General features: G+C 66.2%; 19 protein-coding genes. 15 read left to right on the plus strand and 4 right to left on the minus strand.

The genetic code is table 11. From position 1 onward, the window contains the following. The first annotated feature begins 25 nt into the window (after positions 1-25). Genes ACQZF9_RS07425 through ACQZF9_RS07435 form a run of 3 tightly spaced genes read left to right on the plus strand, consistent with a single transcriptional unit; the run spans position 26 to position 3277 of the window. Positions 26-1210, plus strand: coding sequence for a hypothetical protein (locus tag ACQZF9_RS07425; protein ID WP_428312607.1), 1185 nt, complete (start codon positions 26-28; stop codon positions 1208-1210). After that, positions 1207-2403: a hypothetical protein gene (locus ACQZF9_RS07430; RefSeq protein WP_428312608.1), complete on the plus strand. Its 1197-nt coding sequence runs from the start codon at positions 1207-1209 to the stop codon at positions 2401-2403. The genes ACQZF9_RS07425 and ACQZF9_RS07430 overlap by 4 nt, the downstream gene beginning before the upstream one ends. Further along, on the plus strand, positions 2324-3277 hold the full coding sequence (locus tag ACQZF9_RS07435; protein WP_428312609.1) for a hypothetical protein: 954 nt from the start codon (positions 2324-2326) through the stop codon (positions 3275-3277). The genes ACQZF9_RS07430 and ACQZF9_RS07435 overlap by 80 nt, the downstream gene beginning before the upstream one ends. Here the strand turns inward: ACQZF9_RS07435 and ACQZF9_RS07440 are convergent. Then, positions 3274-5796 (minus strand): DUF1302 family protein, encoded by a 2523-nt coding sequence (locus ACQZF9_RS07440; protein ID WP_428312610.1) that lies wholly within the window; start codon positions 5794-5796, stop codon positions 3274-3276. The two genes, ACQZF9_RS07435 and ACQZF9_RS07440, sit on opposite strands and share 4 nt — an antisense overlap. A 69-nt stretch (positions 5797-5865) precedes the next feature. Beyond that, the gene (locus ACQZF9_RS07445) at positions 5866-7569 is read right to left on the minus strand and encodes an AMP-binding protein (RefSeq protein ID WP_428312611.1); all 1704 of its coding nucleotides are present in this window, start codon (positions 7567-7569) and stop codon (positions 5866-5868) included. A 220-nt stretch (positions 7570-7789) separates the two neighbouring features. Between ACQZF9_RS07445 and ACQZF9_RS07450 the strand changes: the two genes are divergently transcribed. The 10 genes from ACQZF9_RS07450 (at position 7790) to ACQZF9_RS07495 (ending at position 19511) form a co-directional block, all read left to right on the plus strand. Then, positions 7790-8422, plus strand: a complete 633-nt coding sequence (locus ACQZF9_RS07450; protein WP_428312612.1) for a TetR/AcrR family transcriptional regulator — start codon at positions 7790-7792, stop codon at positions 8420-8422. 172 nt (positions 8423-8594) lie between these two features. After that, positions 8595-10427 (plus strand): acyclic terpene utilization AtuA family protein, encoded by a 1833-nt coding sequence (locus tag ACQZF9_RS07455; protein ID WP_428312613.1) that lies wholly within the window; start codon positions 8595-8597, stop codon positions 10425-10427. 20 nt (positions 10428-10447) lie between these two features. Further along, positions 10448-12073 (plus strand): acyl-CoA carboxylase subunit beta, encoded by a 1626-nt coding sequence (locus tag ACQZF9_RS07460; protein ID WP_428312614.1) that lies wholly within the window; start codon positions 10448-10450, stop codon positions 12071-12073. A 174-nt stretch (positions 12074-12247) separates the two neighbouring features. Continuing rightward, positions 12248-13429, plus strand: coding sequence for an acyl-CoA dehydrogenase family protein (locus ACQZF9_RS07465; protein WP_428312615.1), 1182 nt, complete (start codon positions 12248-12250; stop codon positions 13427-13429). Then, the gene (locus ACQZF9_RS07470) at positions 13429-14259 is read left to right on the plus strand and encodes an enoyl-CoA hydratase/isomerase family protein (protein ID WP_428312616.1); all 831 of its coding nucleotides are present in this window, start codon (positions 13429-13431) and stop codon (positions 14257-14259) included. Before ACQZF9_RS07465 ends, ACQZF9_RS07470 begins: the two co-directional genes overlap by 1 nt. Beyond that, complete coding sequence (locus ACQZF9_RS07475; RefSeq protein ID WP_428312617.1) at positions 14259-16262, plus strand: acetyl/propionyl/methylcrotonyl-CoA carboxylase subunit alpha; 2004 nt, start codon at positions 14259-14261, stop codon at positions 16260-16262. Before ACQZF9_RS07470 ends, ACQZF9_RS07475 begins: the two co-directional genes overlap by 1 nt. A gap of 162 nt (positions 16263-16424) precedes the next feature. Continuing rightward, the gene (locus ACQZF9_RS07480; protein WP_428312618.1) at positions 16425-16739 is read left to right on the plus strand and encodes an SCP2 sterol-binding domain-containing protein; all 315 of its coding nucleotides are present in this window, start codon (positions 16425-16427) and stop codon (positions 16737-16739) included. A gap of 8 nt (positions 16740-16747) precedes the next feature. Further along, the gene (locus ACQZF9_RS07485; protein ID WP_428312619.1) at positions 16748-17635 is read left to right on the plus strand and encodes an SDR family oxidoreductase; all 888 of its coding nucleotides are present in this window, start codon (positions 16748-16750) and stop codon (positions 17633-17635) included. Next, complete coding sequence (locus tag ACQZF9_RS07490; RefSeq protein WP_428312620.1) at positions 17632-18366, plus strand: methyltransferase family protein; 735 nt, start codon at positions 17632-17634, stop codon at positions 18364-18366. Before ACQZF9_RS07485 ends, ACQZF9_RS07490 begins: the two co-directional genes overlap by 4 nt. Further along, on the plus strand, positions 18363-19511 hold the full coding sequence (locus ACQZF9_RS07495; RefSeq protein WP_428312621.1) for an acyl-CoA dehydrogenase family protein: 1149 nt from the start codon (positions 18363-18365) through the stop codon (positions 19509-19511). Before ACQZF9_RS07490 ends, ACQZF9_RS07495 begins: the two co-directional genes overlap by 4 nt. A gap of 89 nt (positions 19512-19600) precedes the next feature. Here the strand turns inward: ACQZF9_RS07495 and ACQZF9_RS07500 are convergent, their stop codons facing one another. After that, the gene (locus ACQZF9_RS07500; protein ID WP_428312622.1) at positions 19601-20380 is read right to left on the minus strand and encodes an enoyl-CoA hydratase; all 780 of its coding nucleotides are present in this window, start codon (positions 20378-20380) and stop codon (positions 19601-19603) included. 167 nt (positions 20381-20547) lie between these two features. Then, on the minus strand, positions 20548-22401 hold the full coding sequence (gene ilvB, locus ACQZF9_RS07505; protein WP_428312623.1) for a biosynthetic-type acetolactate synthase large subunit: 1854 nt from the start codon (positions 22399-22401) through the stop codon (positions 20548-20550). 140 nt (positions 22402-22541) lie between these two features. Here ilvB and ilvN point away from each other — a divergent pair, with 140 nt between their 5' ends. Beyond that, positions 22542-23042 carry an acetolactate synthase small subunit gene (gene ilvN, locus ACQZF9_RS07510; RefSeq protein ID WP_428312624.1) on the plus strand — a complete coding sequence of 167 codons (501 nt, stop codon included), beginning with the start codon at positions 22542-22544 and terminating at the stop codon, positions 23040-23042. Positions 23043-23114: 72 nt separating this feature from the next. Next, positions 23115-24131 (plus strand): ketol-acid reductoisomerase, encoded by a 1017-nt coding sequence (ilvC, locus tag ACQZF9_RS07515; protein ID WP_428313387.1) that lies wholly within the window; start codon positions 23115-23117, stop codon positions 24129-24131. Positions 24132-24209: the final 78 nt, after the last annotated feature.

Here is a 24209-nt window from a genome sequence, read left to right on the forward strand (position 1 = left end):
GCATCACACCAGTGGGAGAAACATCATGTTGAAAATTACCGGAACCGTTTCCGTGCAGGAGACCGGCGAAGGCGTGCGCGGACTGCACGTCAAGGCGGTCGACAAGGACCTGTTCTTCGACGACGTGCTCGGCACCTCCATCACCGGCGCCGACGGCCGCTATGAAATCACCTATGAGCGCAAGGATTTCGCCGAGCTGTTCGAGCGCTCGCCCGAGCTCTACATCGTCATTCGCGACGTCGACAACCAGCGCATCGTCTATTCCAGCGAGCAGGCGCTGCGCTGCCGCGCCGGCCACAACGAAGTGATCGACGCGGTGCTGCCGCGCAGCGTGCTCGACATCGCCGCCGGCCTGCCGCGCCCGCCTTACGGCCCGCGTCGCGGCAAGCTGCAGCTGCGCCTGTCGGGCGGCGCCCATCCCGAAAGCCTGAGCCTGTACTTCACCGAGCATCGCAGCGAGGCGCGCCGCCAGCACGTGATCAAGGTGCGCAGCGAAAAGGATCTGAGCGTCGATCTGCCCTCGGGCGAATACTCGATGCAGATCCGCGCGCGCGGCTTCGAGACGTATCGCGGCCTCGCCGTTGTCGACGCCAGCAAGCCCGCTGTGATCGAGGCGACGCTGAAGCCGAGCCAGAGCAAGCCGCGCAGCTTCGAAGAGCGCCTCGCGGTCTACGGCATCGACGCCAGACAGCAGCGCATCGTCGATCTGGACGTGCCGCGCGGCCAGACGCGTGCGCTCAATGCCGAGCGCGATCGCGAGCAGCCCGGCCTGGTCGTGCTCAGCGCCGAATCGATCGCGCAGCTCAAGCGTTGGACCGGCAGCGACGACGGCCGCTTCGGCCACGATCGCCCGATCTACGGCACGCTCCCGGACGCCGAAGTGCTCGAAGCGCTGTTGCGCGACAAGCTGCAGGTCGAGCGGCTCAAGCCGCGCGAGTGGACGGCGGTCAAGGCCCTGGCGCGCGAGTACCTGCACGGCAACTCGACGTCGGTTTCCAAGTACGTGCCGCTGCTGAGCCAGCTGATCAAGGCCGTGCGCGTGCCGCTGTATTTCTACCGCGTGGTCACGATCAATGCCGGCGCCACGCTGGAAGTCGGCAACGGCTCGGCGGTGTTCAGCTGCGACGAGCTGCGCATCCACAAGACCGGCAGCCTCAAGCCGGTCAACTCGGTGAAGATCGAGATCGGCACCTGGAAGGAATTCCAGTGAAATCGCGCGCCGGGAACCCCCGTTCGAAGCCGGTCTTCGATCGCGATCCCGGCGACCGTCAGACGCGTGCGCAGGCAAGGCTGGCTGCCTTGCTCGCGCACGCGCGCTGCGGTCGCGGCGCGCGCGACCAGGCGCTGATCGACGGGCTTTTTCTGCGTGGCAGCGATGCCGGCGAATGGCTCGCCGGCATCAGCGAGCTATCGATGTCGTATCGGCAGAATCGGGCGCCGACGGTGCGCGCGCTGGCCGAGGTGATCCGTAAGCGGCCGGCCGACGCAGCGAGCCTGGCGGCGCTGCGCGGCTGGGGCCTGCAGCAACTGCAGCGTGCTTCGGATGCGGCCGGCGCGCCGTATGGCGGCGCGCTGTTCGAGTCGCTGTTCGATGCTTTCTACGACGATGCTGCAATGGCATCGCAGCCGGCTTTGCGCTTTGGCATCGCCACCGAATTCGGCTGCGCCTCGCCGGTGGTGAAGACCTATTTCGATCTGCATGCGACGCCGACTGAGCAACGCGGCGCGCGCCTCGACGAAGTCGCCGCGCTGCTGCGCGATGAAGGCGCGCTTGCAGACTGGAAGCGCGCCTGTCCGGCCAGCGGCATCGATGCGATGCGCGTGATCGGCGTCGACTTCGGCGCCGGCGGTGTCGTGCGCAGCAAGTTCTACTGGGGCGCTCGCAGCCTCGGCTGGGATGCGATCGTCGCGGCTTCGCAGGACATTTCAGGCGAGCGTCATCTGCCGACGCTGCAGCGGTTGCGGCGCGAAGTCGAGGCGGTCGGTGAGGGCCTGTCGACGGTGATGGTGTCGATCTGCTCGACCGGCGGCCAGCGCGCGATCAAGCTCGACGTCTGCATCGCGCGGCTCTACGACGACGATCTCGCCGCGCTCGATGCGCTGCAGCGTTTTCGCGGCCGCGATTTTCCGGCCTATGACGATGCGGCGTTCCGCATCGTCAGCGGCGGACTGCCGGCGCAGCGTACGCGCCGCATCCATCAGTACCTGGGCGTGGAACTGCCTGCCGACGGCGGCCCGCGCATGACGGTTTACTACCGGCCCATCGGTCTGGACACCGAGCATCTCGGTGCGCCGCTACGGCCGCAGATCAGCGAGTTCGACCATGAACGAAATGCACATGATCCCGATCCGTCGGGCGATGACGCGTGGCGCGCAGTATCTCGTCGACCGGCAGCAGCCTGACGGTTACTGGCGTGACTACGCGCTGCTGCCCGGCGCGGGCAGCGACTGGGTCACGGCTTTCGTCGGCCATGCGCTCTCCGGCGCTGCTTGCGGCCATGCCGAGCCGATCGCGCTCGGACTTTCGGCGCTGGAGGCGAGCTGTCGCGTCAGCGGCTGGGGTTACAACGACAAGGTCGCCACCGACGCCGATTCCAGCGCCTGGGCAACCCGCTGGTACGCGCGTATCGGCATGCCGATGCCGATCGACGCTGTCGATTGTCTTGCGGCCTATCTCGGCGCCGAAGGTGGCGCACGCACCTTCGCCAGCGCACCGCGTTATGGCCGCTGGATACAGGAACATGCCGACGTCACCGCAGCGCTGGGCCTGGCGCTGATCGAGTCCGGCGCCGACGCGGCGCTGATTGCGCGGCTGCGGCAATGGGCGCTGTCGCATCGCAACCGTGACGGCCTGTGGACCTCGTTCTGGTGGAGCTTCGACGGCTACGCCGCCGCGCTGATGCTGGAGTTCCTGGCGGCCAGCGGCGGCATTCCGCGCGACGTGATCGAGGCCGCGCAACGCGAGCTGCGCAGCATGGGCGAAGCTGCGACGGCGATGGAGCGCGCCAGCCTGCTGCTGATGGCGCTGCGCGCCGGCGCGCCGCATGCCGCCCTGCTGAAGCGGCTGCTGCAGGCCCAGCGCGGCGACGGCGGCTGGCCGCCGTCACGCTGCCTGAAAGTACCGGATCAGCAGGCCGCGAGCGCCAGCGAACCGCTGTTCGAGGACGGCGCCGGCCTGATGTCGACCGCGCTGTCGCTGATGGCGCTGCAGGCGGCGCTGGCCTGCGCGGCGCAGCGGTCCGAGGCCGCGCAGGGCCTGATCGAACTCAGTGCCTAGAACTGGTATTTGACGAAAGCCTGCGCGAAATCGCGGTCGCGCAAAGTGTTGTAGGCGCCGCCGCCCCAGAACCAGGTGTAGCCGAGATTCAAAGACAGCGAGGCGCGATAGCGGATCTCCAGAATGCTGTCGATCTCCTTGCGGCCGCGGACGAAGTTGCCCGCCGGTCCCGGCGAAATGCCGCCGACGTCGTGACGCCAGATCACCGTCGGCCGCAGGCTGATGCTCGGCCACACGCTCTCGTAGCTGGTCTGCGAAATGATCCGGTAGCCGTACGAAAACGCGGTAGGAAAACCACGCGAACTCTGCTGATGCGGATTGAAGCGCAGGCCGTCGGGGCCGAGCGAGCAGTTGCTGGCGCCGGCACAGGCGCGCTGCGAGCCGTCGGCGCCGGAACCATCGGCGCCCGCGGTCGGGCCGTAGGTATCGGTCGCCGGTCCCTGCAGTACCAGCTGATCGTGGCGGGGCAGGTCCGGCACCCATTCGGCGCCGGCTTCGTACAGCAGGATCACCTGGTCGGCGTGCAGGAAATTTTCGGTGGCCGCATACACGCGCGTCGCACCCAGATTGAAGTTCAGATCCTGAAAGCGCTCGTAGCCGCGGATGTAGCAGGGACTGCGGGTGTCGTAGGCGTAGTAGGGATGGTCGAAGCGATCGAAGCCGTAGGCCGCGTCCTCGGCACTGCCGGGCTCGGGATAGCAGGCCGCATTCTGGCCGGCGATACCGCCACGGTACGGAATCACGAAGTTCGGAAACGCACGCGCCGAGCCGGGCACGTGGCCGATGCGCAGGTCGACGGTGTCGTTGTAGGCGCTGTTGCCGGCGGCCGGAATGAAGTCGCTGCTGCCGTAAACACCGAGCGGCGCGGCGCCTTCCGGATAACCGATGCCGAGCAGCGAGCCGGCGCAGCCGGCGTCGGCGCTGTTGCAGTTGGTCAGCGTCGGGCCGTACGCCGCGAACACCAGGTCGTGTGCGTCGACCTGCATCGGCTTGTTCGGTCGGTAGGCGACTTCGCCCTGCACCGCGTAATCGCCGAAGTTGGTGTTGAAGCTGAAGCCGAACATGTCGATGTCTTCCGGATATTCCAGCGCGAATTTGGCGCTCTGGAACGGCACCGCGTCGGAGGTCGCCTCGGTCGGCTCGCTGGCGAGGAGCGGCAGGTTGGGGCAGTCGAGCAGGAACGAGGCGAGGTCGGTGGCGTCGTTGCCGCGCGGGTTGCCGCCGGCGCGCGCGCAGCTCGGATACGAGGAAAACACGCTCAGATACGGTATTCGCGAGTGATAGCGCTGGTAGTAGACCGCGAACTGCGTGCCGTTGTTGATGCCTTCGGCGTAGTACTGGAAGCTCAGGCCGAACTGGCCGCTGCTGCGCGGCTCGATGTCGTGCACGCGGTTGATCGTCACGCAGGTCGGCGTGATCTGCGATAGCGGATTGTCGAGCAGCTTGGACAGGCAGTCCGGGTCTTCCGCCGATCCGCCGAAGCTCAGGTTGATGGTCTTGCCGGTGCCATTGGTGCCGATGTCCTGCGTCGAGAAATAGCTGCCCGGCGTCGGTGCCTCCAGGTTCTTCCATTCGAGCTGGTAGTAGGCCTCGACGACGATGCTGTCGAATACCGGAAAGCTGAGGTAGGCCATGTTGATCGGCGTGAACGCTTCTTCCGTCAGCGTGCCGACGCGGAACACGTTGTTCGCGTTCACCGGGTTCGCGTTGTTGACGCTGTTCAGTGCCAGCAAGGTGCTCTCGCCCCAGTTGACGATCTGCCGGCCGAGTTTCATCGTCACCGTGCGATCCATGACATCGACGTTGCCGAACAAGTAGCTTTCAAGCGCCTGCAGGTCGGTGCCCACCTGGCGCAGCTCTTCGCCATCACGGCGATGGCGGTTCACCTGCGCGCCGCCACTGAAATAACGTCCGCCGGCGATCGGCACATTGCCGACGATCTGTTGCAGCGCCGGCGGCAGGCTGCCGATGGTGTTCTGCAGCAGCGGCACCGGCAGGAACGTGCCGTAGCGCGCCACCGAGTCTGCGTTCTGCGCGGTGATGCGATCGGGATGGTGCTCGGTGAAGTCGTTGTTGACCACGTCGTAAAACGCCAGCAAGCGGCCGAAAAAACCGAAATCGCCGTAGCGCAGCGTCAGGTCGGAATCGAGTTTGAAAGGCGCCTGGAACAGGTCGTATTGCCGGTAGTTCAGATCGCCGTTGTCGCCGTTCATGCCGGCCGCGCCTTTGACCTGCGACAGCCGGCTGGCCGGCGCGCTCTGATCGCGGAACAGGCCCTGGCAGCCCTGATACGGCCCGGCGCAGACGTCGGGCTGCAGATTGCCTTTGCCGATCAGGTCGTCGGCGGGCTTCTCCATGCGCACGCCGACGCCGGCGGTGAAGGTGGTGTTGAGCACGCCGTCGATGCGCTCGTCGTCGAAGCCGGGCAAAGTGAATTCGTTGGCCGAGGCCGCGATGCTGACCATCGTCAGCAGCAAGGCGCACAGCAGTGGATACGCGAACGCGGGCCTGCGGGTCATCACCACTCTCCCTTGCAGCGGGCGCTCTGCCGGCGCCGTTCACTGGCACAAAGCAACGCTTGTTTCGGACTACCGTGTCGCCCAGATCACCGCGCCGGATTGCGTGCACCAGTCCGGCATGCGGCTTCGGTAACGCTCGTCGATTTGGTTGCGCCGCACTTTCATCGTCGGCGTGACCAGGCCGTTGGCCACGGTCCAGGCTTCCGGCGTCACCACCAGGCAGGCGAGACGCTCGTGGCGTTCGAGTTCGGCGTTGACCTCGGCCAGCAGCTGTTCGAGCCAGGCCGTCGTCGTGCGGCGCGTGGTCTCGTCCTGCAGGCAGCGCTCGTGTTCATCGGCGCCGAGCATCACCATCGCCAGCGGCGCGGGCAAAGCGTCGCCGCCGGTGACGCAGCAGGCTTCGATCCGGCCGGCCGTGCAAAGCCGGTTTTCGATCGGCGCCGGCACCACGTACTTGCCCTTGGCCGTTTTGAACTGTTCCTTGATGCGGCCGGTGATCTTCAGGAAGCCGTCGGCGGACAACTCGCCGCGGTCGCCGGTTTTCAGGTAGCCGTCGGCGGTGAAAGCCTCGGCAGTGGCCTGCGGCGCCTTGTAGTAGCCGCGCATCGCGCCCGGCGATTTCATCTGCAGCTCGCCGCTGTCGGCGGCGATGCGGGCGACGACGCCGTCCCAGCCCGGGCCGATGAAGTCGGGGCGATAGCGGCCGAGCCGGCCGACGTGGGAGATGCCGAAGTTCTCGCTCATGCCGTAGACCTCGAGCAACTCGATGCCGAGCGCGCGATACCAGAGGAACAGGTCCGGTGGTGTCGGCGCCGCGCCGGAAAATGCGACGCGCACCGCGTCCAGGCCAAGGCCGCGCCGGATTTTCTTCCTGACGATGCGGCTCACGATCGGCAGTTTCAGCAGCCGCTGCAGCTTGGCCTGCGGCAGTTGCGCGTTGACGCCCTGCTGGAACTTGGTCCACAGCCGCGGCACCGACAGGAACAAGGTCGGCCGGGCGCGGCGCATGTCGGCGACGAAGGTATCGATGCCGAACGCGAAAAACACGCGGCAGCCGGTCTGTACCGAGGCCAGCTGGCAGAAGCCGCGATCGGCGATATGGGCCAGCGGCAGATAGGAGATCAGCCGGTCGGACGCGCTGGCGCCGAACATGCGCACCGACATCGAGCTGACCAGCGCCAGCGTCGCGAAGCTGTGCATCACGCCTTTCGGCGCGCCGGTGGTGCCCGAGGTGTAGACGATGGTCGCGATGTCGTCGCCGTCGCGCAGCGGCTGGGTTTCGAGCGGCCGCGTGTGCTTCTGGATCTGGTCCCAGGCGGCGCCGCCGTCGCCGCGCGAGTCCGGCATGCGCATGCGATACATCGATGGCGGCAGTCCCTCGTCGACGACCGCATCGTCGTCGAGCCGGCCGACGAAGCAGGCGACGCACTCGCTGTGCTCGACGATCTGGAGGATCGAGGGCGCCGTCAGCGTGTGATACAGCGGCACGCTGACGTGGCCGGCCATCCAGATCGCGAAGTCGGCGATGAACCACCAGGCGCTGTTCTTGCCGAGCAGCGCGATATGCGAGCCGGCCGGCCAGTTCTGAGCCAGCAGATGCGCGGCCAGGCGCCGGCTCTGGTTCATGGTCTCGGCCCAGCTGAAATCGCGGACATGGCCGTCGGCGAACGGCTGGGTCATGAAGATCGCCCGCGGCCGCTGCCGCTCGTGCTGGTACAGGCGCTGCAAGGGCAGCATCGATATCGCGGGCGCAGAACCACCGTTGTCGAGCAAGGCTTTCTCCTCCAGCTCCCGTCCGTTCGTGACGGCGGTCGTTATCGTCGTTCCGGATCGCTCGCGGAACGCGTCGAAGCGAAACCTAACAAGTCGCCGGGCAATAATCAAACATAAAGACTGGACACAGTGTCCGACAAAATGCCACGCCCCGGTGCGGGCTGGCATTGCAGTGTCCGGATGCGGCAAGCTGCAGCGACTGAACCCAACCGTGAGACCCGTGGCCTCCATCACCCGTGCATCGCGTGCCCAGCGTGTCGACAAGCAATTACAGGTCGAGCGTTCGCTGCTGCGTGCCACCGAGCAACTGCTCGACAGCGGCCTGAGCTTCACCGAACTCAGCGTCGAGCAGCTGTCGCGCCAGGCCGGCATCGCGCGCTCGACGTTCTATATCTACTTCGCCGACAAGGGTGCGCTGGTGCAGCGCCTGGCGGCGCGCGTCACCGAAGAACTGATGGCCGCCTGCAACGGCTGGTGGCGCATCGCCGACACCGCGCGGCCCGACGACCTGGCCGACGCGATGCTCGACGTCCTCGACGTTTACGACCGCCACCGCAGCGTCATGCGCGCCCTGGTGGAGACCTCGTCCTACGACGCGGACTCGGAGAAAGCCTTCAAGGAACTGCTAGGCGGCGTGCTCAAGGGCAGCCGCGTTGCGCACGATCGCATTCTCGACGCTGGCCGCCTGCGTGAAGGCGTCGCCCGCGAAGTCGCCGAGGCGCTGACGCTGATGGTCGACGCGGTCTGCTACCAGCTCGGACGCGGCGCCACGCCGCAACGTCGCCGCTCCCTGGCACAGGCGCTGGCGCACGTGGTCTGGCACGCGATGTACGAGCCCGAGAAAAAGAAGTAATCCCGAAAGTAGCCCGGGTGCAATCCGGGTTGTGTTGCCCCCAAAGCGTTGTCGATGGCCCCCGGGCTACACCCGGTCTGCACAAAATCGGACACAGTGTCTTGACATTGTGTAACGGCTGGCAAATCATGCCGCCATACAAGAACGACATGCACCGGAGGAGAAACCCGGCATGCGGCAAGCGGCAACACAATCGGTGCGTATCGGCTGCGCCTCGGCGTTCTGGGGCGACACCAATACCGCGGCGGCGCAGCTGGCGGAGCGCGGCGCGATCGACTATCTGGTGTTCGACTATCTGTCGGAAATCACGATGTCGATCATGGCGGCCAAGCGCATGAAGAGCACCGACGACGGCTACGCCACCGACTTCGTCGAGCACGTGATGGCGCCGCTGCTGCCGGCGCTGCGCGAGCGCGGCATCAAGGTCGTTGCCAATGCCGGCGGCGTCAATCCGCTGGCCTGCAAGAAAGCGCTGGAAGAGGCGGCCGCGAAAGCCGGCGTCGCGATCACCGTCGGCGTCGTGCTCGGCGACGACCTGCTGCCGCGCCGTCGCGAGTTCTCCGACTGCGTTGAAATCGAAACCGGCAAGCCGCAGCCCGGCAACCTGGTGTCGATGAACGCCTATCTCGGCGCGTTCCCGATCGCCGCCGCCCTGGCCGCCGGAGCGGACATCGTCATCACCGGCCGCTGCGTCGATTCGGCGCTGGTGCTCGGCCCGCTGATCCGCGAATTCGGCTGGACCGATCGCGAATACGACAAGCTCGCCGCCGGCTCGCTCGCCGGCCACCTGCTGGAATGCGGCGCGCAGGTCACCGGCGGCAATTTCACCGACTGGGAAAGCGTCGCCAGCGGTTACGCCGACATGGGCTTTCCGATCGCGCAGGTTCAAAGCAGCGGCGAGTTCTTCATCACCAAGCCCGAGGGCAGCGGCGGCGCAGTGACGCCGCACACCGTCTGCGAGCAGATGCTCTATGAAATCGGCGATCCGTCGGCGTATTTCCTGCCGGACGTGGTCTGCGATTTCACGCAGGTGAAGCTGGAGCAGGCCGGCGCGGACCAGGTCAGTGTCAGCGGCGCGCGCGGCCATGCGCCGACCGGGTCCTACAAAGTCTCGGCGACCTATCCCGACGGCCTGCGCTGCGCGGCGATGTACATGATTGGCGGCGAACAGGCGGCCAAGAAGGGACGCGCGTCGGCCAACGGCATCGTCGACAAGGTCCGGCGCCAGTTGCTCGAAGCGCAGCTCGGCGATTTCAGTGGCGTCGACATCCATTGCATCGGTGCCGAGGAAAGCTACGGCCCGCATGCGCGGCCAGCTGCGGCAGCGACGCGCGAAGTCGTCGTCAAGATCGTCGTGCAGCATCGCAACCCGAAAGCGCTGAAGCTGTTCGCACGCGAAATCGCGCAGGCCGCGACCGGCATGGCGCCGGGCTTCACCGGCTATTTCAGCGCCGGTCGTCCCGAGCCGAGCATGATTCCGCGGCTGTATTCCACCTACGTGCCGAAGAGCGGCGTGCCGGTTGAGATTGTCGTCGGCGGGCAGCGCAAGGCGATACAAGTGTCGACGGCCGATGAATACCGGCAGGCCGTCGCATCGCCGTCGCGGCCGGAGACGCCGGTGATCGACGATGCAGGCAGGCAGCTGCCTTTGCGCGCACTCGCGCTGGCGCGGTCCGGCGACAAGGGCAACCACGCCAACATCGGCGTGATCGCGCGCCGTGCCGAATTCCTGCCGTATCTGCGCGCCGCGCTGAGCGCCGACGCGGTACGCGACTATTTCGCGCACGTGCTGGCCGGCGGCGCGCAGGGCAAGGTCGAGCGCTGGGAACTGCCCGGCACGAACAGCTTCAACTTCCTGCTGCATCACGCGCTGGGCGGCGGCGGCGCCTGCAGCCTGCGCACCGATCCGCAGGGCAAGGCCTTCGCCCAGATGCTGCTCGACCTGCCGGTGGCGGTCAGCGACGACATCGCAGCCACGCTCGCGTACAAACCAGCGCCCCAATAAGTAGCCCGAAAGTAACGGACATGCCGACACTCGAAAGCCGCATTGACAGCAATAGCGACAGCTACCGGCAGAATCGCGAAGGCATGCTCAGGGCGATCGCCGACTGGCGCGCGGTCGAGGCCAAAGGCCGCGCCGAAGAAGAGAGCAAGCGCGAGCGCTTTCATCAGCGCAAGCAGTTGCTGCCGCGCGAGCGCGTGCACCTGATGCTGGATCGCGGCTCGCCTTGGCTGGAGCTGTCGACGCTGGCCGGCTATCGCATGCACGACGACAAGGACGGCGCGCTGGCCGGTGGCAATACCATCGCCGGCATCGGCTACGTCAGCGGCGTGCGCTGCATCGTCACCGCGTCGAACTCGGCGATCAAGGGCGGCACGATGACACCCTGGGGCGTGCAGAAAGGCCTGCGCATTCAGGAGATCGCGCTACAGCAGAAGTTGCCGATCGTGTCGATGATCGAAAGCGGTGGCGCCAATCTGATGTACCAGGCCGAGGTGTTCATTCCCGGCGGCCGCACCTTCGCCAACCAGGCGCGTCTGTCCGCCGCCGGTATTCCGCAGGTCACCGTCGTGCATGGATCATCGACGGCCGGTGGCGCCTACATGCCGGGACTTTCCGACTACGTGGTGATGGTGCGCAAGCGCGCCAAGGTGTTTCTGGCCGGGCCGCCGCTGTTGAAAGCCGCGACCGGCGAGATCGCCAACGAGGAGGAACTTGGCGGTGCCGAGATGCACGCGCAGACGGCGGGCACGACCGAGTTCCTCGCCGAGAACGATGCCGACGGCATTCGCATCGCTCGCGAGATCGTCGCCAATCTGAACTGGAATGCGCGTCGTCCCAAGCTCGATCTGCTGCCCTTGCGCTCGCCGCTGTACGACGTCGAGGAACTCTGCGGCGTGGTGCCTCCGGATTACCGAAAGCCGTTCGACTGCCGTGAAGTGATCGCGCGGCTGGTCGACGGCTCGGAGTTTCTCGACTTCAAGACTGACTACGACAGCCAGACCGTCTGTGGACGCGCGACCTTGCACGGCCATCGCATCGGCATCATTTCCAACAACGGCCCGATCACCGCGCGCGGCGCGACCAAGGCGGCGCAGTTCATTCAACTGTGCTGCCAGGCCGGCGTGCCGATCGTGTATCTGATGAACACCACCGGCTACATGGTCGGCACCGAGAGCGAGCAGGGCGGCATCGTCAAGCACGGCTCGAAAATGATTCAGGCCGTTGCCAACGCGACCGTGCCGCAGCTGACCATCGTCATCGGCGCGTCTTTCGGCGCCGGCAACTACGGCATGTGCGGCCGCGGCTTCGGCCCCCATTTCATTTTTGCCTGGCCGACCGCGCGCACCGCGGTGATGGGCGGCGAACAGGCGGCCAGCGTGATGGAGATCATCACGCGCGACAAATGGCTGAAGCAGGGCAAGCAGATGAGCGAAACCGACGAAAAGATGCTGGCCGCGATCCGCGGCAATATCGTCGGCCAGTTCGACAAGGAATCGCATGCCTTTGCTGCGACCGCGCGGCTGTTCGACGACGGCCTGATCGATCCGCGCGACACGCGCAAGGTGCTGGGCCTGTGCCTGTCGGTGTGCCGCGAGAGCGCGGCGCGCGAGTTGCTGGGCAGCAGCTTCGGCGTCGCGCGGTTTTGATGCTTTGTGAAATCAGAACTCCCAACCACCCTGCGTTCCTCCCGAGTAGACCACGCAGTGGTCGTATCGAGGGATCCGACCGCGATCCGATCCCTCGATACGCGGGGCAAGCCCCGCTACTCGGGACGAACGGGGTGTGTTGATGAAAATTAGAACCGCCTTGAGGAGACATCCATGCTGCTGACCGCCGAACACCGTGCGCTGTACGACACCACCAAGAAGTTCGTGCAGAACGAGCTGAATCCGCATATTGCCGAATGGGAGCGCGAAGGCCAGTTCCCGGCACGCGAGGTGTTCGCGAAAATGGGCAAGCTCGGCCTGCTCGGCATCACCCGGCCCGAAGCCTATGGCGGTTTGGGGCTCGATTACAGCTACGAAGTGGTGTTCGCGCAGGCGCTGGGTAATTGCATCGGTGGCAGCCTGCCGATGGCGATCGGCGTGCAGACCAGCATGGCGACGCCGGCGCTGGCGCGCTTCGGCTCCGACGAACTGCGCCAGGAATTCCTGACGCCGACGATCGCCGGCGAGCGTGTCTGCTCGGTCGCGGTCAGCGAAGCAGGATCGGGTTCGGATGTCGCCAGCATCAAGACCACCGCGCGCAAGGACGGCGGCGACTACGTGATCAACGGCTCGAAGATGTGGATCACCAACGGCTGCCAGTCGGACTGGGCCTGCATGCTGGTCAACACCGGCGAAGGCAAGGCGCATCAGAACAAGTCGCTGATCGTGGTGCCGATGGATGCAAAAGGCGTGGACCGCAAGACCAGGCTCGACAAGCTCGGCATGCGCGCCTCCGACACCGCGATGATCTTTCTCGACGAGGTGCGTGTGCCGCAGCGCTACCTGATCGGCAAGGAAGGCATGGGCTTCATGTACCAGATGTTCCAGTTTCAGGAGGAGCGGTTGTTCGGCGCCGCCAGCGGCATCGACAGCCTGTTCAACATCATCAACGAGACCATCGAGTACACGCGCCAGCGCCAGGCTTTCGGAGCGCCATTGGTCGACAACCAGTACATCCACTTCCGCCTCGCCGAGCTGCGCACCGAAGTCGAATGCCTGAAGGCGCTGGTGTATCAGGCGACCGAGGAATACGTCGCCGGCCGTGATGCCTCGATGCTGGCGAGCATGGCCAAGCTCAAGGTCGGCCGCGTCAGCCGCGAAGTCAGCGACGGCTGCCTGCAGTTCTGGGGTGGCCAGGGTTACATGTGGGAGAGCAGCGTGGCGCGCTCGTTCCGCGATTCACGGCTGATTTCGATCGGCGGCGGTGCCGACGAAATCATGCTCGGCATCATCTGCAAGATGATGAACATCCTGCCGGGCAAGAAGAAAAAACCGATCGACGCGAAGGCCGCCTGATGTCGTCCGCTGAACTGCGGTTGCCGGAGACCGAGAGTATCGCGCTGTCGCTCGATGACGGTGTTTTGCATCTGCGCTTGAATCGCCCTGAAGCGCGCAACGCGATGAACCCGCAGATGCTCGCCGAAATCGGCGCCGTGTTCGATGCGGTCCGCGATCGCCTCGACGTGCGCGTCGTCGTGCTGCGCGGTGCCGGCGGCCATTTCTGCGCGGGCGCCGATCTAAAGAGCCTGGGCTCCGGCGCGAAGACCCCCGGCGACCGCGATCCGGTGGCGACGCTGAATCGCCGCTTCGGCACGATGCTGCAACAGGTCGAGGCGGCGTCGCAGGTCGTCATCGCCGTTTGCGAAGGCGCGGTGCTCGGCGGCGGCTTTGGCCTGGCCTGCGTCGCCGACATCACGCTGGCGCAGGCGCAGGCACGCTTTGGTCTGCCCGAGACCACGCGCGGCCTGCCGCCGGCGCAGATCGCGCCTTTCGTCGCGGCGCGCATCGGCCTGTCGCAGGCGCGGAGGCTGTGTTTGAGCGGCGCGCAGTTCGACGGCATCGAGGCGCGGCGGCTCGGCCTGGCCCACGAATGCTACGACGACAGCGCAGCGCTGGATGCCGGCGTGGCGGCTACGATCGCGGCGGTGTTGCGCTGCGCACCGCAGGCCAACGCGATCACCAAGGCGATCCTGATGAATGCCGGGCGTCACGATCTGGACGCGCGGCTCGACGCCGCGGCCGTGCAATTCTCCGAATGCACGCGTGGCGCCGAGGCCGCCGAAGGTATCTCCGCTTTCATGCAGAAGCGCGCCGCCCGATGGGCATCGCCTCACGAGGCCGGCTGATGAGCGCCGCAACGGATTTCAGCAAGGTACTCGTCGCCAATCGCGGCGAAATCGCGGTGCGCGTGATCGAGGGTGCGCGCCGGCTCGGCTACCGCACGGTCGCGGTGTACTCCGACGCCGATCGCGAGGCGCTGCACGTGAAGTGCGCCGACGAGGCAGTGCGCATCGGCGCGGCGCCGGTCGGCGAATCCTATCTGGTCATCGACAAGCTGATCGCCGCGGCAAAAAGCGTCGGCGCCGACGCGATTCATCCGGGCTACGGCTTCCTGTCCGAGCGCGCCGAGTTCGCGCTGGCGGTGCGGCAGGCCGGGCTGGTGTTCATCGGCCCCGATCCGGAATCGATAGCCGCGATGGGCAACAAGTCGGCGTCGAAGCGGCTGATGCTCGATGCCGGCGTGCCGTGTGTGCCGGGCTATCAGGGCGCGGCCGGCGAAGCGCCGAGCGACGAGACCTTGCTGCGCGAGGCCAGGCGTATCGGCCTGCCGGTGATGATCAAGGCCGCGGCCGGCGGCGGCGGCCGCGGCATGCGCCTGGTGCACGACGACGCACAGCTCGCCGCCGCCATCGCCTCGGCGCGCTCGGAAGCCGACGGTGCTTTCGGCAGCGGCGAGCTGCTGGTCGAGAAAGCCGTCGTCGATGCGCGCCACGTCGAAATCCAGGTATTCGGCGATCGCCACGGGCAGATCGTGCATCTGGGCGAGCGCGATTGTTCGGTGCAGCGGCGCAACCAGAAAGTCGTCGAGGAGGCGCCATCGCCGGCGGTCGACGAGACGCTGCGTGCGCGCATGGGCGATGCGGCGGTGGCCGCTGCCCGCGCGGTAACTTATGTCGGCGCCGGCACCGTCGAGTTCATGCTCGCCGCCGATGGCGCGTTCTACTTTCTGGAAATGAACACGCGCCTGCAGGTCGAGCATCCGGTGACGGAACGGGTCTACGGCGTCGATCTGGTCGAGTGGCAGTTGCGCATCGCGCGCGGCGAAAAACTGCCGATGTCGCAAGCCGAAATCAACGCGCGGCGTCGCGGCGCGGCGATCGAAGTGCGCCTGTGCGCGGAAGATCCGGCACGCGACTATCTTCCGCAGACCGGCCGCGTGCTGCATTGGCAGCCGCCGGCAGGCGAGGGCATCCGTGTCGACAGTGGACTTTACAGCGGCCTGGAGATCGGAGCGTTCTACGACTCGATGCAGGCCAAGATCATCGCCTGGGGCGCGGATCGCGAAACCGCGCGCACGCGTCTGCTGCAGGCGCTGCAACAGACGGTGCTGCTCGGCGTTACCAGCAACAAGGATTTTTTGCGCGCGATCATCGCGCATCCGGCATTTGCAGACGGCAAATTCTCGACCGGCTTCATCGCCGAGCATTTCGCGCAGCGCATCGCCGCACCGGCTGCCGACCTGCATGGCGCGCTCGCCGCGATCGCGCTGTATCTGGACGACGCGCGCGCGCTGGCCGGGCAGCACCAGCTCGCCGACGAATTCGTCGGCTGGCACAGCTCGCATGAAACCGCCGCGCCCTGTCTGCTGAAATGCGGCGACCAGCAGCTGCGTCCGCAGCTGCGCGTGCGCGATGGCCGCTTTTTCAGCGTCGCCATCGGCGAGCGGAGTCTGGCGATCGAAGTCGTCGCCAGCAGTGCCGCCGGCTGTACCTATGTGCTGGACGGTGTGCACCGCAGCCTGCGCGTCGCGCGCGACGGTGCGGCGATCTGGATCGACGACGGCGACATGACGGCTTGCTACATCGACCAGACGCTGGCGCCGGCCGCGGCGGCCGCGGCCGGTTCCGACGGCCGACTGCTCGCGCACTCCGACGGCAGGATCGTCGCCGTGCATGTCGAAATCGGGCAGCGCGTCGAGCGCAACACGCCACTGGCCGCGCTGGAGGCGATGAAGATGGAATTCCAGTTGGTGCTGCCGATCGCCGGCGTCGTCGAGAGCATCGGCGTGCAGGCCGGGCAGCAGGTCAAGACGCGGCAGTTGCTGGTGCAGATACGGCCGGATGCATAGCAAGTTCACCACGGCTTTCCGTTCGTCCCGAGTAGCCGGGCTTGCCCGGCGTATCGAGGGATCGGATCGTCGCTCGATGCGTCCCTCGATACGCCCGCTGAAGCGGGCTACTCGGGATGAACGGGTTTTGTCTTCTCTTCTTTTCGTAACCAGGAGCATTTCATGAGCGCCAACGACTTCCTCGCCAAATTGCCCGCCGCCCTCGACTCCGGCGCCGCGGCCGGTACCGACTGCACGATCCAGTTCAACATCGCCAAGCCGGCCTACGTGGTGATCAGGAACGGGACCTGCGAAGTCAGGGACGGCACTGCCGCCTCGTCCGACGTCGCCTTGACCATGGCCGACGATGATCTGGTGCAGATGCTCAAGGGCGAACTCAGCGGCATGAGCGCGTTCATGAGCGGCAAGCTGCAGCTCGACGGTGACATGATGCTGGCGCAGCGCATCGCGACGCTGTTCGACGCCAGCAAGCTCTGATCGCGGCGATGAGCCAGCGCTATCGCAGCGTGTTCGCGCCCGGGCTGTTTGCCGGACGCTGTTACGTCGTCACCGGCGGCGGCTCGGGCATCGGCCGTTGCACCGCGCACGAACTGGCGGCGCTCGGTGCGACCGTCATCATCACCGGACGCAAGCTCGACAAGCTCGAGCGCGTCGCCGCCGAGATCCGTGATGACGGTGGCGCCGCCACGGTGATGGCCTTCGACATTCGCGACGAAGACGCGGTCAAGCAGGCCGTCGCGACGATGCTCGAACAGCACGGCGCGATCCACGGCCTGGTCAACAATGCCGGCGGACAGTTCCCGTCGCCGGCGCAGGCGATCAGCAAGAAAGGCTTCGAGGCGGTGCTCGGCGCCAATCTGACCGGCGGTTTCCTGATGGCGCGCGAGCTGTATCTGCGGCGCTTCATGAAACATGGCGGCGCCATCGTCAACATGATCGCGGACATGTGGGGCGGCATGCCGGCGATGGCGCACTCCGGCGCGGCGCGCGCCGGCATGATGAATCTGACGCAGACGCTGGCCGTGGAATGGAGTGCCAGCGGCACGCGCGTCAATGCGGTTGCGCCGGGCTTCGTCGCCTCGTCCGGGCTCGATGCCTACGATCCTTCTTTCTCCAGTGTCGTGCTGCCGCAGATGGCGGCGGCGATCCCGCTGGGGCGCCTGAGTAGCGAAGCCGAAATCAGCGCGGCGATCGTGTTCCTGCTGTCGGACGCGGCCTCGTTCGTCACCGGCGCGACCTTGTGCATCGACGGCGGCGCCAGTCTCAACACCAAGCTGTTTCCGTTGAGCGGCAAGCCGGCGAACGCGGCGTTCAGCGGTTTTCACCGCGAAAAGCCGCCGGCCGCTCTCGACGTGCTGAAGAAGAAAACGTGAGCACGCACGCGCCGGCCTGGGCATTGGCGCTGCGTCGCGCCAGCGAGCGGCTGCTGTACGATCTCGGCGGCGGCCCTCGGCCTCTGAAATTCTCGTGGATCATCAACGCGCAGAAAGGCGGCTCGTTCGCGTTCTACGCGGCGCTGATGTGGTGGTACTCGTCTCACGGCGTTGCCTCGGCAACGAGCGTAGCGGCCTGGATTTATCTCGCATTGCACGGTAGCTACGGTCTGTGCTGGCTGCTGAAGGACCTGTGTTTTCCCGATGCGAACTGGCAGCGGCGCATCACCTTGCCCAGCAGTGTCGTCGCCGCTTTCGGTCTTGCGCTGTACTGGAGCTTCGGCTGGCTGCTGATTTCCGGCACGGCATCGCCGCGCTATCCCTTGGCCGATGGCGCCTGGTTCTGCGTCTGCGTTTCGCTGGGCCTGCTCGGCAGCGTGATCATGATCGCGGCCGATGCGCAGAAGTTTTATACCTTGCGCCTGCAGCGGGGCCTGATCAGCGATGGCATGTTCCGCCATGTGCGCCACCCGAATTATCTGGGCGAAATGATGGTCTACGCGAGCTTCGCGCTGCTGGTCTGGCACTGGTTGCCTGTGGCGATTCTGGCGCTGTTCTGGCTCGGCCTGTTCGCGCCGAACATGGCGTTGAAGGAGGCCAGCATGGCGCGCTATCCGCAGTGGGCCGCTTACAAAAAGCGCAGCTGGTGGCTGTTCCCGGGGTTGTTATGAAAGCCGCGTTATCGCCGTTCCTGAATCAGGAGCACGAATCCTTTCGCCAGCAGGTACGGCGTTTCGTCGAGCGCGAATGCACCCCGAATATCGACGCCTGGGAAGCCGCCGGCGAGCTGCCGCGAGAGCTGCATCGCAAGGCCGCCGAAGCGGGGCTGATCGGCGTCGGCTTTCCCGCCAGCGCCGGCGGCATCGAGGTGCCGGATGCGTTCTACCAGCTGATCGTCTTGGAGGAGCTGGCGCGCACCGGCGCCGGTGGCTTGATCGCGAGCCTGCTGTCGCATGGCATCGCCAGTCCGCCGCTGGTGCATGCCGGCACGCCGGAACAGCAGCAGAAGTTCCTGGCGCCGGTGCTCAGCGGCGAGCGCATCGCGGCGCTGGCGATCACCGAGCCCGGCGGCGGATCGGATGTCGCCAATCTGCGCACGCGGGCGCGGCGCGAGGGCGATCATTACGTCGTCGACGGGCAGAAGACCTTCATCACATCCGGCATGCGCGCGGATTTCGTCACGCTCGCGGTGCGCACCGGTGAGCCGGGACTTGCCGGCATTTCATTGCTGGTCGTCGAGGCCGGCACGCCCGGCTTTACCCGCAGCAAGCTGGAAAAAATGGGTTGGTGGTGTTCGGATACCGCGACGCTTTATTTCGACGCTTGCCGCGTACCGGTGGCGAATCGCATCGGGCCGGAGAACGCCGGCTTCATGGCGATCATGATGAACTTCAATTACGAGCGGCTGATGCTGGCGGCGCAGGCCTGGGCCAGCGCGCAGCTGTGCTACGACGAGTCGCTGGCCTATGCGCGCGAGCGCCAGACTTTCGGCAAGCCGCTGATCACGCGCCAGGTGATACGCCACAAGCTGGTCGACATGAAGTCGCGTATCGACGCGGTGAAAGCGCAGCTCGATCTGCTGTGCTGGCGCGTGTCGCAGAAGCAGACGCCAGTCGCCGATCTGTGCCTGTTGAAGAATCTGGCGACGAGCACGCTGGAGGCGGTGGCGGGCGAGGCGGTGCAGATCTTCGGCGGCGCCGGCTTTCTGCGCGGCGCCAAGGTCGAGCGCGTGTTTCGCGAGACCAAGGTGCTGTCGATCGGCGGCGGCGCGTCCGAAGTGATGAAGGATCTGGCGGCGAAGCAGCTGGGTTACTGACGCGGCCCTAGTAGGAGCGGGCCTGCCCGCGACAGTGCCGGTTAGGCCTCAGTCGCGGGCAAGCCCGCTCCTACAGCTGAGGTACTTGCTTAGCTGAACTTGCTGAAATCCGGCTTGCGCTTCTGCATGAAGGCGCCGATCGCTTCCAGCGCTTCCGGCATTTTCAGCATCGGCATGAAGTGCTCGGCCTCGAACTTGATCGCCTCGGCGACCGCGGCCTGCGGCCAGCGCTTCAGCAGCGCCTTGGTGGTGCGCAGCGCGTTCGGCGGCTGCTGCGCGAGCTGGGACGCGACCGCCCGTGCGCGCGCATTGAGCTGCTCGACATCGGCCAGCACCTCGTTGACGATCAGCGCTTCCCTGGCCTTGTTCGCATCGAAAACCTCACCGAGCATCAGCAGTTCGGCGGCGCGCTGGTGGCCGATCATCGTCGGCATCAGCAGGCTGGAGGCGAATTCCGGGCAGATGCCGATGTTGGTGAACGGCAGCTGGAAGCGCGCGCCGGCGGTCGCATAAACCAGATCGCTGTGCAGCAGCATGGTCACGCCGACGCCGATCGCCAGGCCGTTGACGGACGCGACGACCGGCTTCGGGAACGCGGCCATCGTCGCCATGAAAATCATCACCGGGCTGCTGGCGGCGTCGGTCGGCGTGTTCTTCAGAAAGTCGACCAGATCGTTGCCGGCGCTGAAGCTGTCGCCGCTGCCGGTCAGCAACACCACGCGCACCGCCGGATCGGCGGCCGCGGCGCGAAAGCCGGCAGCGAGGCCTTCGTACATCGCACTGGTCAGCGCGTTCTTCTTGTCCGCGCGGTTCATGCGGATGGTCATCACCGCGTCGTTGATCTCGGTGACGATGTGCTGCTCGCTCATGGCGTGCTCCGTTCCAGGAATGACAAAGGGAAAGTTTTCCCAGCCATTCTAGCGAGAGCGGGGCGGCGACATACCCTCCGAATGAAGGGGCGACCGTGCCGGCGACGGCACGGTTCGGGCCTCGGTCGCGGGCGAGGCCGCTCCTACAGCCCTTGCAGCCTGCGTGCTTAAAACAGATCGGCCTTGTCGGTCTTGGCGCCGGCGGCCGGCGCGCTGCGCGACGGGATCCAGTCACCGGTGATCATCTGCGCGTAGCTCATGCCGGGGCCGACCATCGGGTAGACGCTGGCCATCTGGTCGATTTCGACTTCCAGGAACGCCGGGCCGTCGAACTCGATGAAGGCTTTCACCGCTTCCGCCAGCTCGGACTTGAGCTTGACGCGGCGCGCGAAGGCGAAGCCGTCGGCTTCGGCGGCCTTGATGAAGTCCTTGCGGTGCAGGCCCTTGTCGGAGCCGGCGTAGCGGCTTTCGAAGAACAGCCGCTGCCACTGCTTGACCATGCCGTCGCCGAAGTTGTTCAGCACCACGACCTTGACCGGCAGGTTGTACGTGGTCACGGTTTCCAGCTCGCCGAAGTTCATGCGGATGCTGGCGTCGCCGTCGATGTCGATGACCACGCGATCCTTGCGCGCGAACGCGGCGCCGATCGCGGCGGGCAGGCCGAAGCCCATCGTGCCCATCGAGCCGGAGGTCAACCACAGCCGCGGCTCGGCGAAGTCGAAATACTGCGCGGCCCACATCTGGTGCTGGCCGACGCCGGTCGCGACCACTGCGGTACCCTGCGTGATCTTGTTGATCTCCTCGATCACCGCATGTGGCTGGATCACGCCGGTGTCGCGCTCGTAGTTCATCGCGTAGGTCTTTTTCAGATCGGCGATGTGCGCGCGCCACGGCGTCCAGGCGGCGTTTTCGCGCTGAATTCCGGCGCTTTTCGCGGCCAGCTGCAGCGTCGACAAGGCTTGGTTCAGCTCGCCGACGTGATGCCAGTCGACACGCTTGACCTTGCCGATTTCGCTAGCGTCCACGTCCAGATGCGCGATCGCTTTCGCGTTCGGCGCGAACTTGCCCGGCACGCCGGCGACACGGTCGTCGAAGCGCGCGCCGATCGCGATCAGAAAGTCGCAGTCGTCGGTGGCGTAGTTGGCGAACGCGGTGCCGTGCATGCCGAGCATCTGCAGCGACAGCTCGGCGCGCGTGTCGACCGCGCCGATGCCCATCAGGGTCGTCGTCACCGGAATGCCGAACTCGCCGGCGAAGGCGCGCAGCGCCGCCGAGGCTTCACCGTTGATGACGCCGCCGCCGGCGTAGATCAGCGGCTTTTTCGACGCGGCCAGCAGCGCGCAGAAGCGCTGCGCCTCGGCCGCTTTGAGCTGGTTGCCGTAGACCTCGCGCAGGCGCGCGCGGAAGCCCGGCAGCGGCAGCGTGCCCTCACCGGTGAAGGTGCCGCTCCAGTTCTGCACGTCCTTGGGGATGTCGACCACCACCGGGCCCGGGCGGCCGCTGCGCGCGATCTCGAACGCGGTGCGCAGCGTGGCCTCGAGTTTGGCCGGATCGGTGACCAGGAACACGTGCTTGGCGCAGGAGCCCATGATCGAGGCGATCGGCGCCTCCTGGAAGCCGTCCGAACCGATCGCCGCGGTCGGCACCTGGCCGCAGATGACGACGATCGGCACCGAATCCGCCATGCAGTCGCGCACCGGCGTCACGGTATTGGTCGCGCCGGGGCCGGAGGTGACCAGCGCGACGCCGACCTTGCCCGAGGCGCGCGCATAGCCGGCGGCCATGAAGCCGGCGGCCTGCTCGTTGGCCGGCACGATCAGCGGCATGGGGTCGATACCGTCGGCCGGGCGATGCGTCTGGTTGTAGCGGAACACCGCGTCGTAGGTCGGCAGGATCGCGCCGCCGGAATAGCCGAAAATCACGTCCACGCCCTCGTCGGCCAGCACCTGTACGACGATGTCCGCGCCCGACAGCTTGGTACCGGACAGGGGATGGCGTGACACGGGATGCGCGGCGTTCATGGCGGGCGGCGGGGGGCTGTGACGGCCCCGGTTACGGAAAATGGGGGCGAATTATAGGGGGGATTCCCTCATGCCGACAGGGCCGGCGATGCGCTAGCGGTTGCGTCGGGGGGTACCCGCCATTATTCTTCGCGCCCCTTATGCGCCATATCATTTCGATCCTGCTCCAGAACGAGGCCGGTGCGCTCGCGCGCGTCGCCGGCATGTTCTCGTCGCGCGGCTACAACATCGACTCGCTGTCGGTGGCCGCCACCCATGACCCGACCGTGTCGCGTCTGTCGCTGGTCACCGCCGGCTCGGACCAGGTGATCCACCAGATCATCCAGCAGACCCGCAAGCTGGTCGACGTGGTCGAAATCGTCAACCTGTCGAGCCTGGATCACCTGGAGTGCGAGCTGCTGATGCTCAAGGTCGAGGTCGGCAACGGCGCCGCGCGCGAGGTCGTCGAATGCGTGCGCCGCCATCGCGGCCAGATCCTCGACGAAACCGAAAACACGCGCATGCTGCAGCTGTCCGGCACCGGCGCCGAGATCGACGCCTTCATCGGCGAGATCGCCGGCATCGCCAGGATTCTCGAGCTGGTGCGCAGCGGCGTCGCCGCGATGGCGCGCGGGCATCAGGTACTGGCGCTGCCGAACTGACACCGAGCTGATTTTCAAGGACGGGGCTGCGGCCTCGCGTCACACATCAAAGAGCGAAGCGAAGACATGACCATCAAGGTTTACTACGACAAAGACGCCGACCTGTCGATCATCCAGAACAAGAAGGTCGCCATCGTCGGTTACGGCTCGCAAGGCCACGCCCATGCGCTGAACCTGAAGGACAGCGGTGTCGATGTCGTCGTGGCGCTGCGCCCGGGTTCGGCCACCGCCGCCAAGGTCGAGGCCGGCGGCCTGAAGGTCAAGAGCGTCACCGACGCCTGCGCCTGGGCCGATCTGATCATGATTCTGACGCCGGACGAGTTCCAGTCCGAGCTGTACAAGAACGAAATCGAGCCGAACATCAAGAAGGGCGCGACGCTGGCCTTTGCCCACGGCTTTGCGATCCACTACAACCAGGTGGTGCCGCGCGCCGACCTCGACGTGATCATGATCGCGCCGAAAGCGCCGGGCCACACGGTTCGCAACGAGTACACCAAGGGCGGCGGCATCCCCGACCTGATCGCCGTCTACCAGGACACCAGCGGCAACGCCAAGCAGGTTGCGCTGTCGTACGCGTCGGCCATCGGCGGCGGCCGCTCGGGCATCATCGAGACGTCCTTCAAGAACGAGTGCGAAACCGACCTGTTCGGTGAGCAGGCCGTGCTGTGCGGCGGCGCCGTGGAGCTGGTCAAGGCCGGCTTCGAAACCCTGGTCGAGGCCGGTTACGAGCCGGAAATGGCCTACTTCGAGTGCCTGCACGAGCTCAAGCTGATCGTCGACCTGATGTACGAAGGCGGCATTGCGACGATGAACTACTCGATCTCGAACAATGCCGAATACGGCGAGTATGTGACCGGCCCCAAGGTCATCAACGCCGAATCGCGCAAGGCCATGAAGCAGTGCCTGCTCGACATCCAGACCGGCAAGTACGCCAAGGCCTTCGTTTCCGAAGGCAAGCTCGGCTACCCGGAAATGACCGCGATGCGCCGCCTCAACGCCGCGCACCCGATCGAAGTCGTCGGCGGCCAGCTGCGCGCGATGATGCCCTGGATCGGCAAGAACAAGCTGGTCGACAAGACCAAGAACTAGGCTTGTCTTTGCCCTCTCCCATCGGGAGAGGGTGGCGCAAAGCGCCGGGTGAGGGCGGTGACGTCGCAACGTCGGTTG

Source organism: Hydrocarboniphaga sp. (genome assembly GCF_965279055.1).
Taxonomy (GTDB): Bacteria; Pseudomonadota; Gammaproteobacteria; order Nevskiales; family Nevskiaceae; genus Hydrocarboniphaga.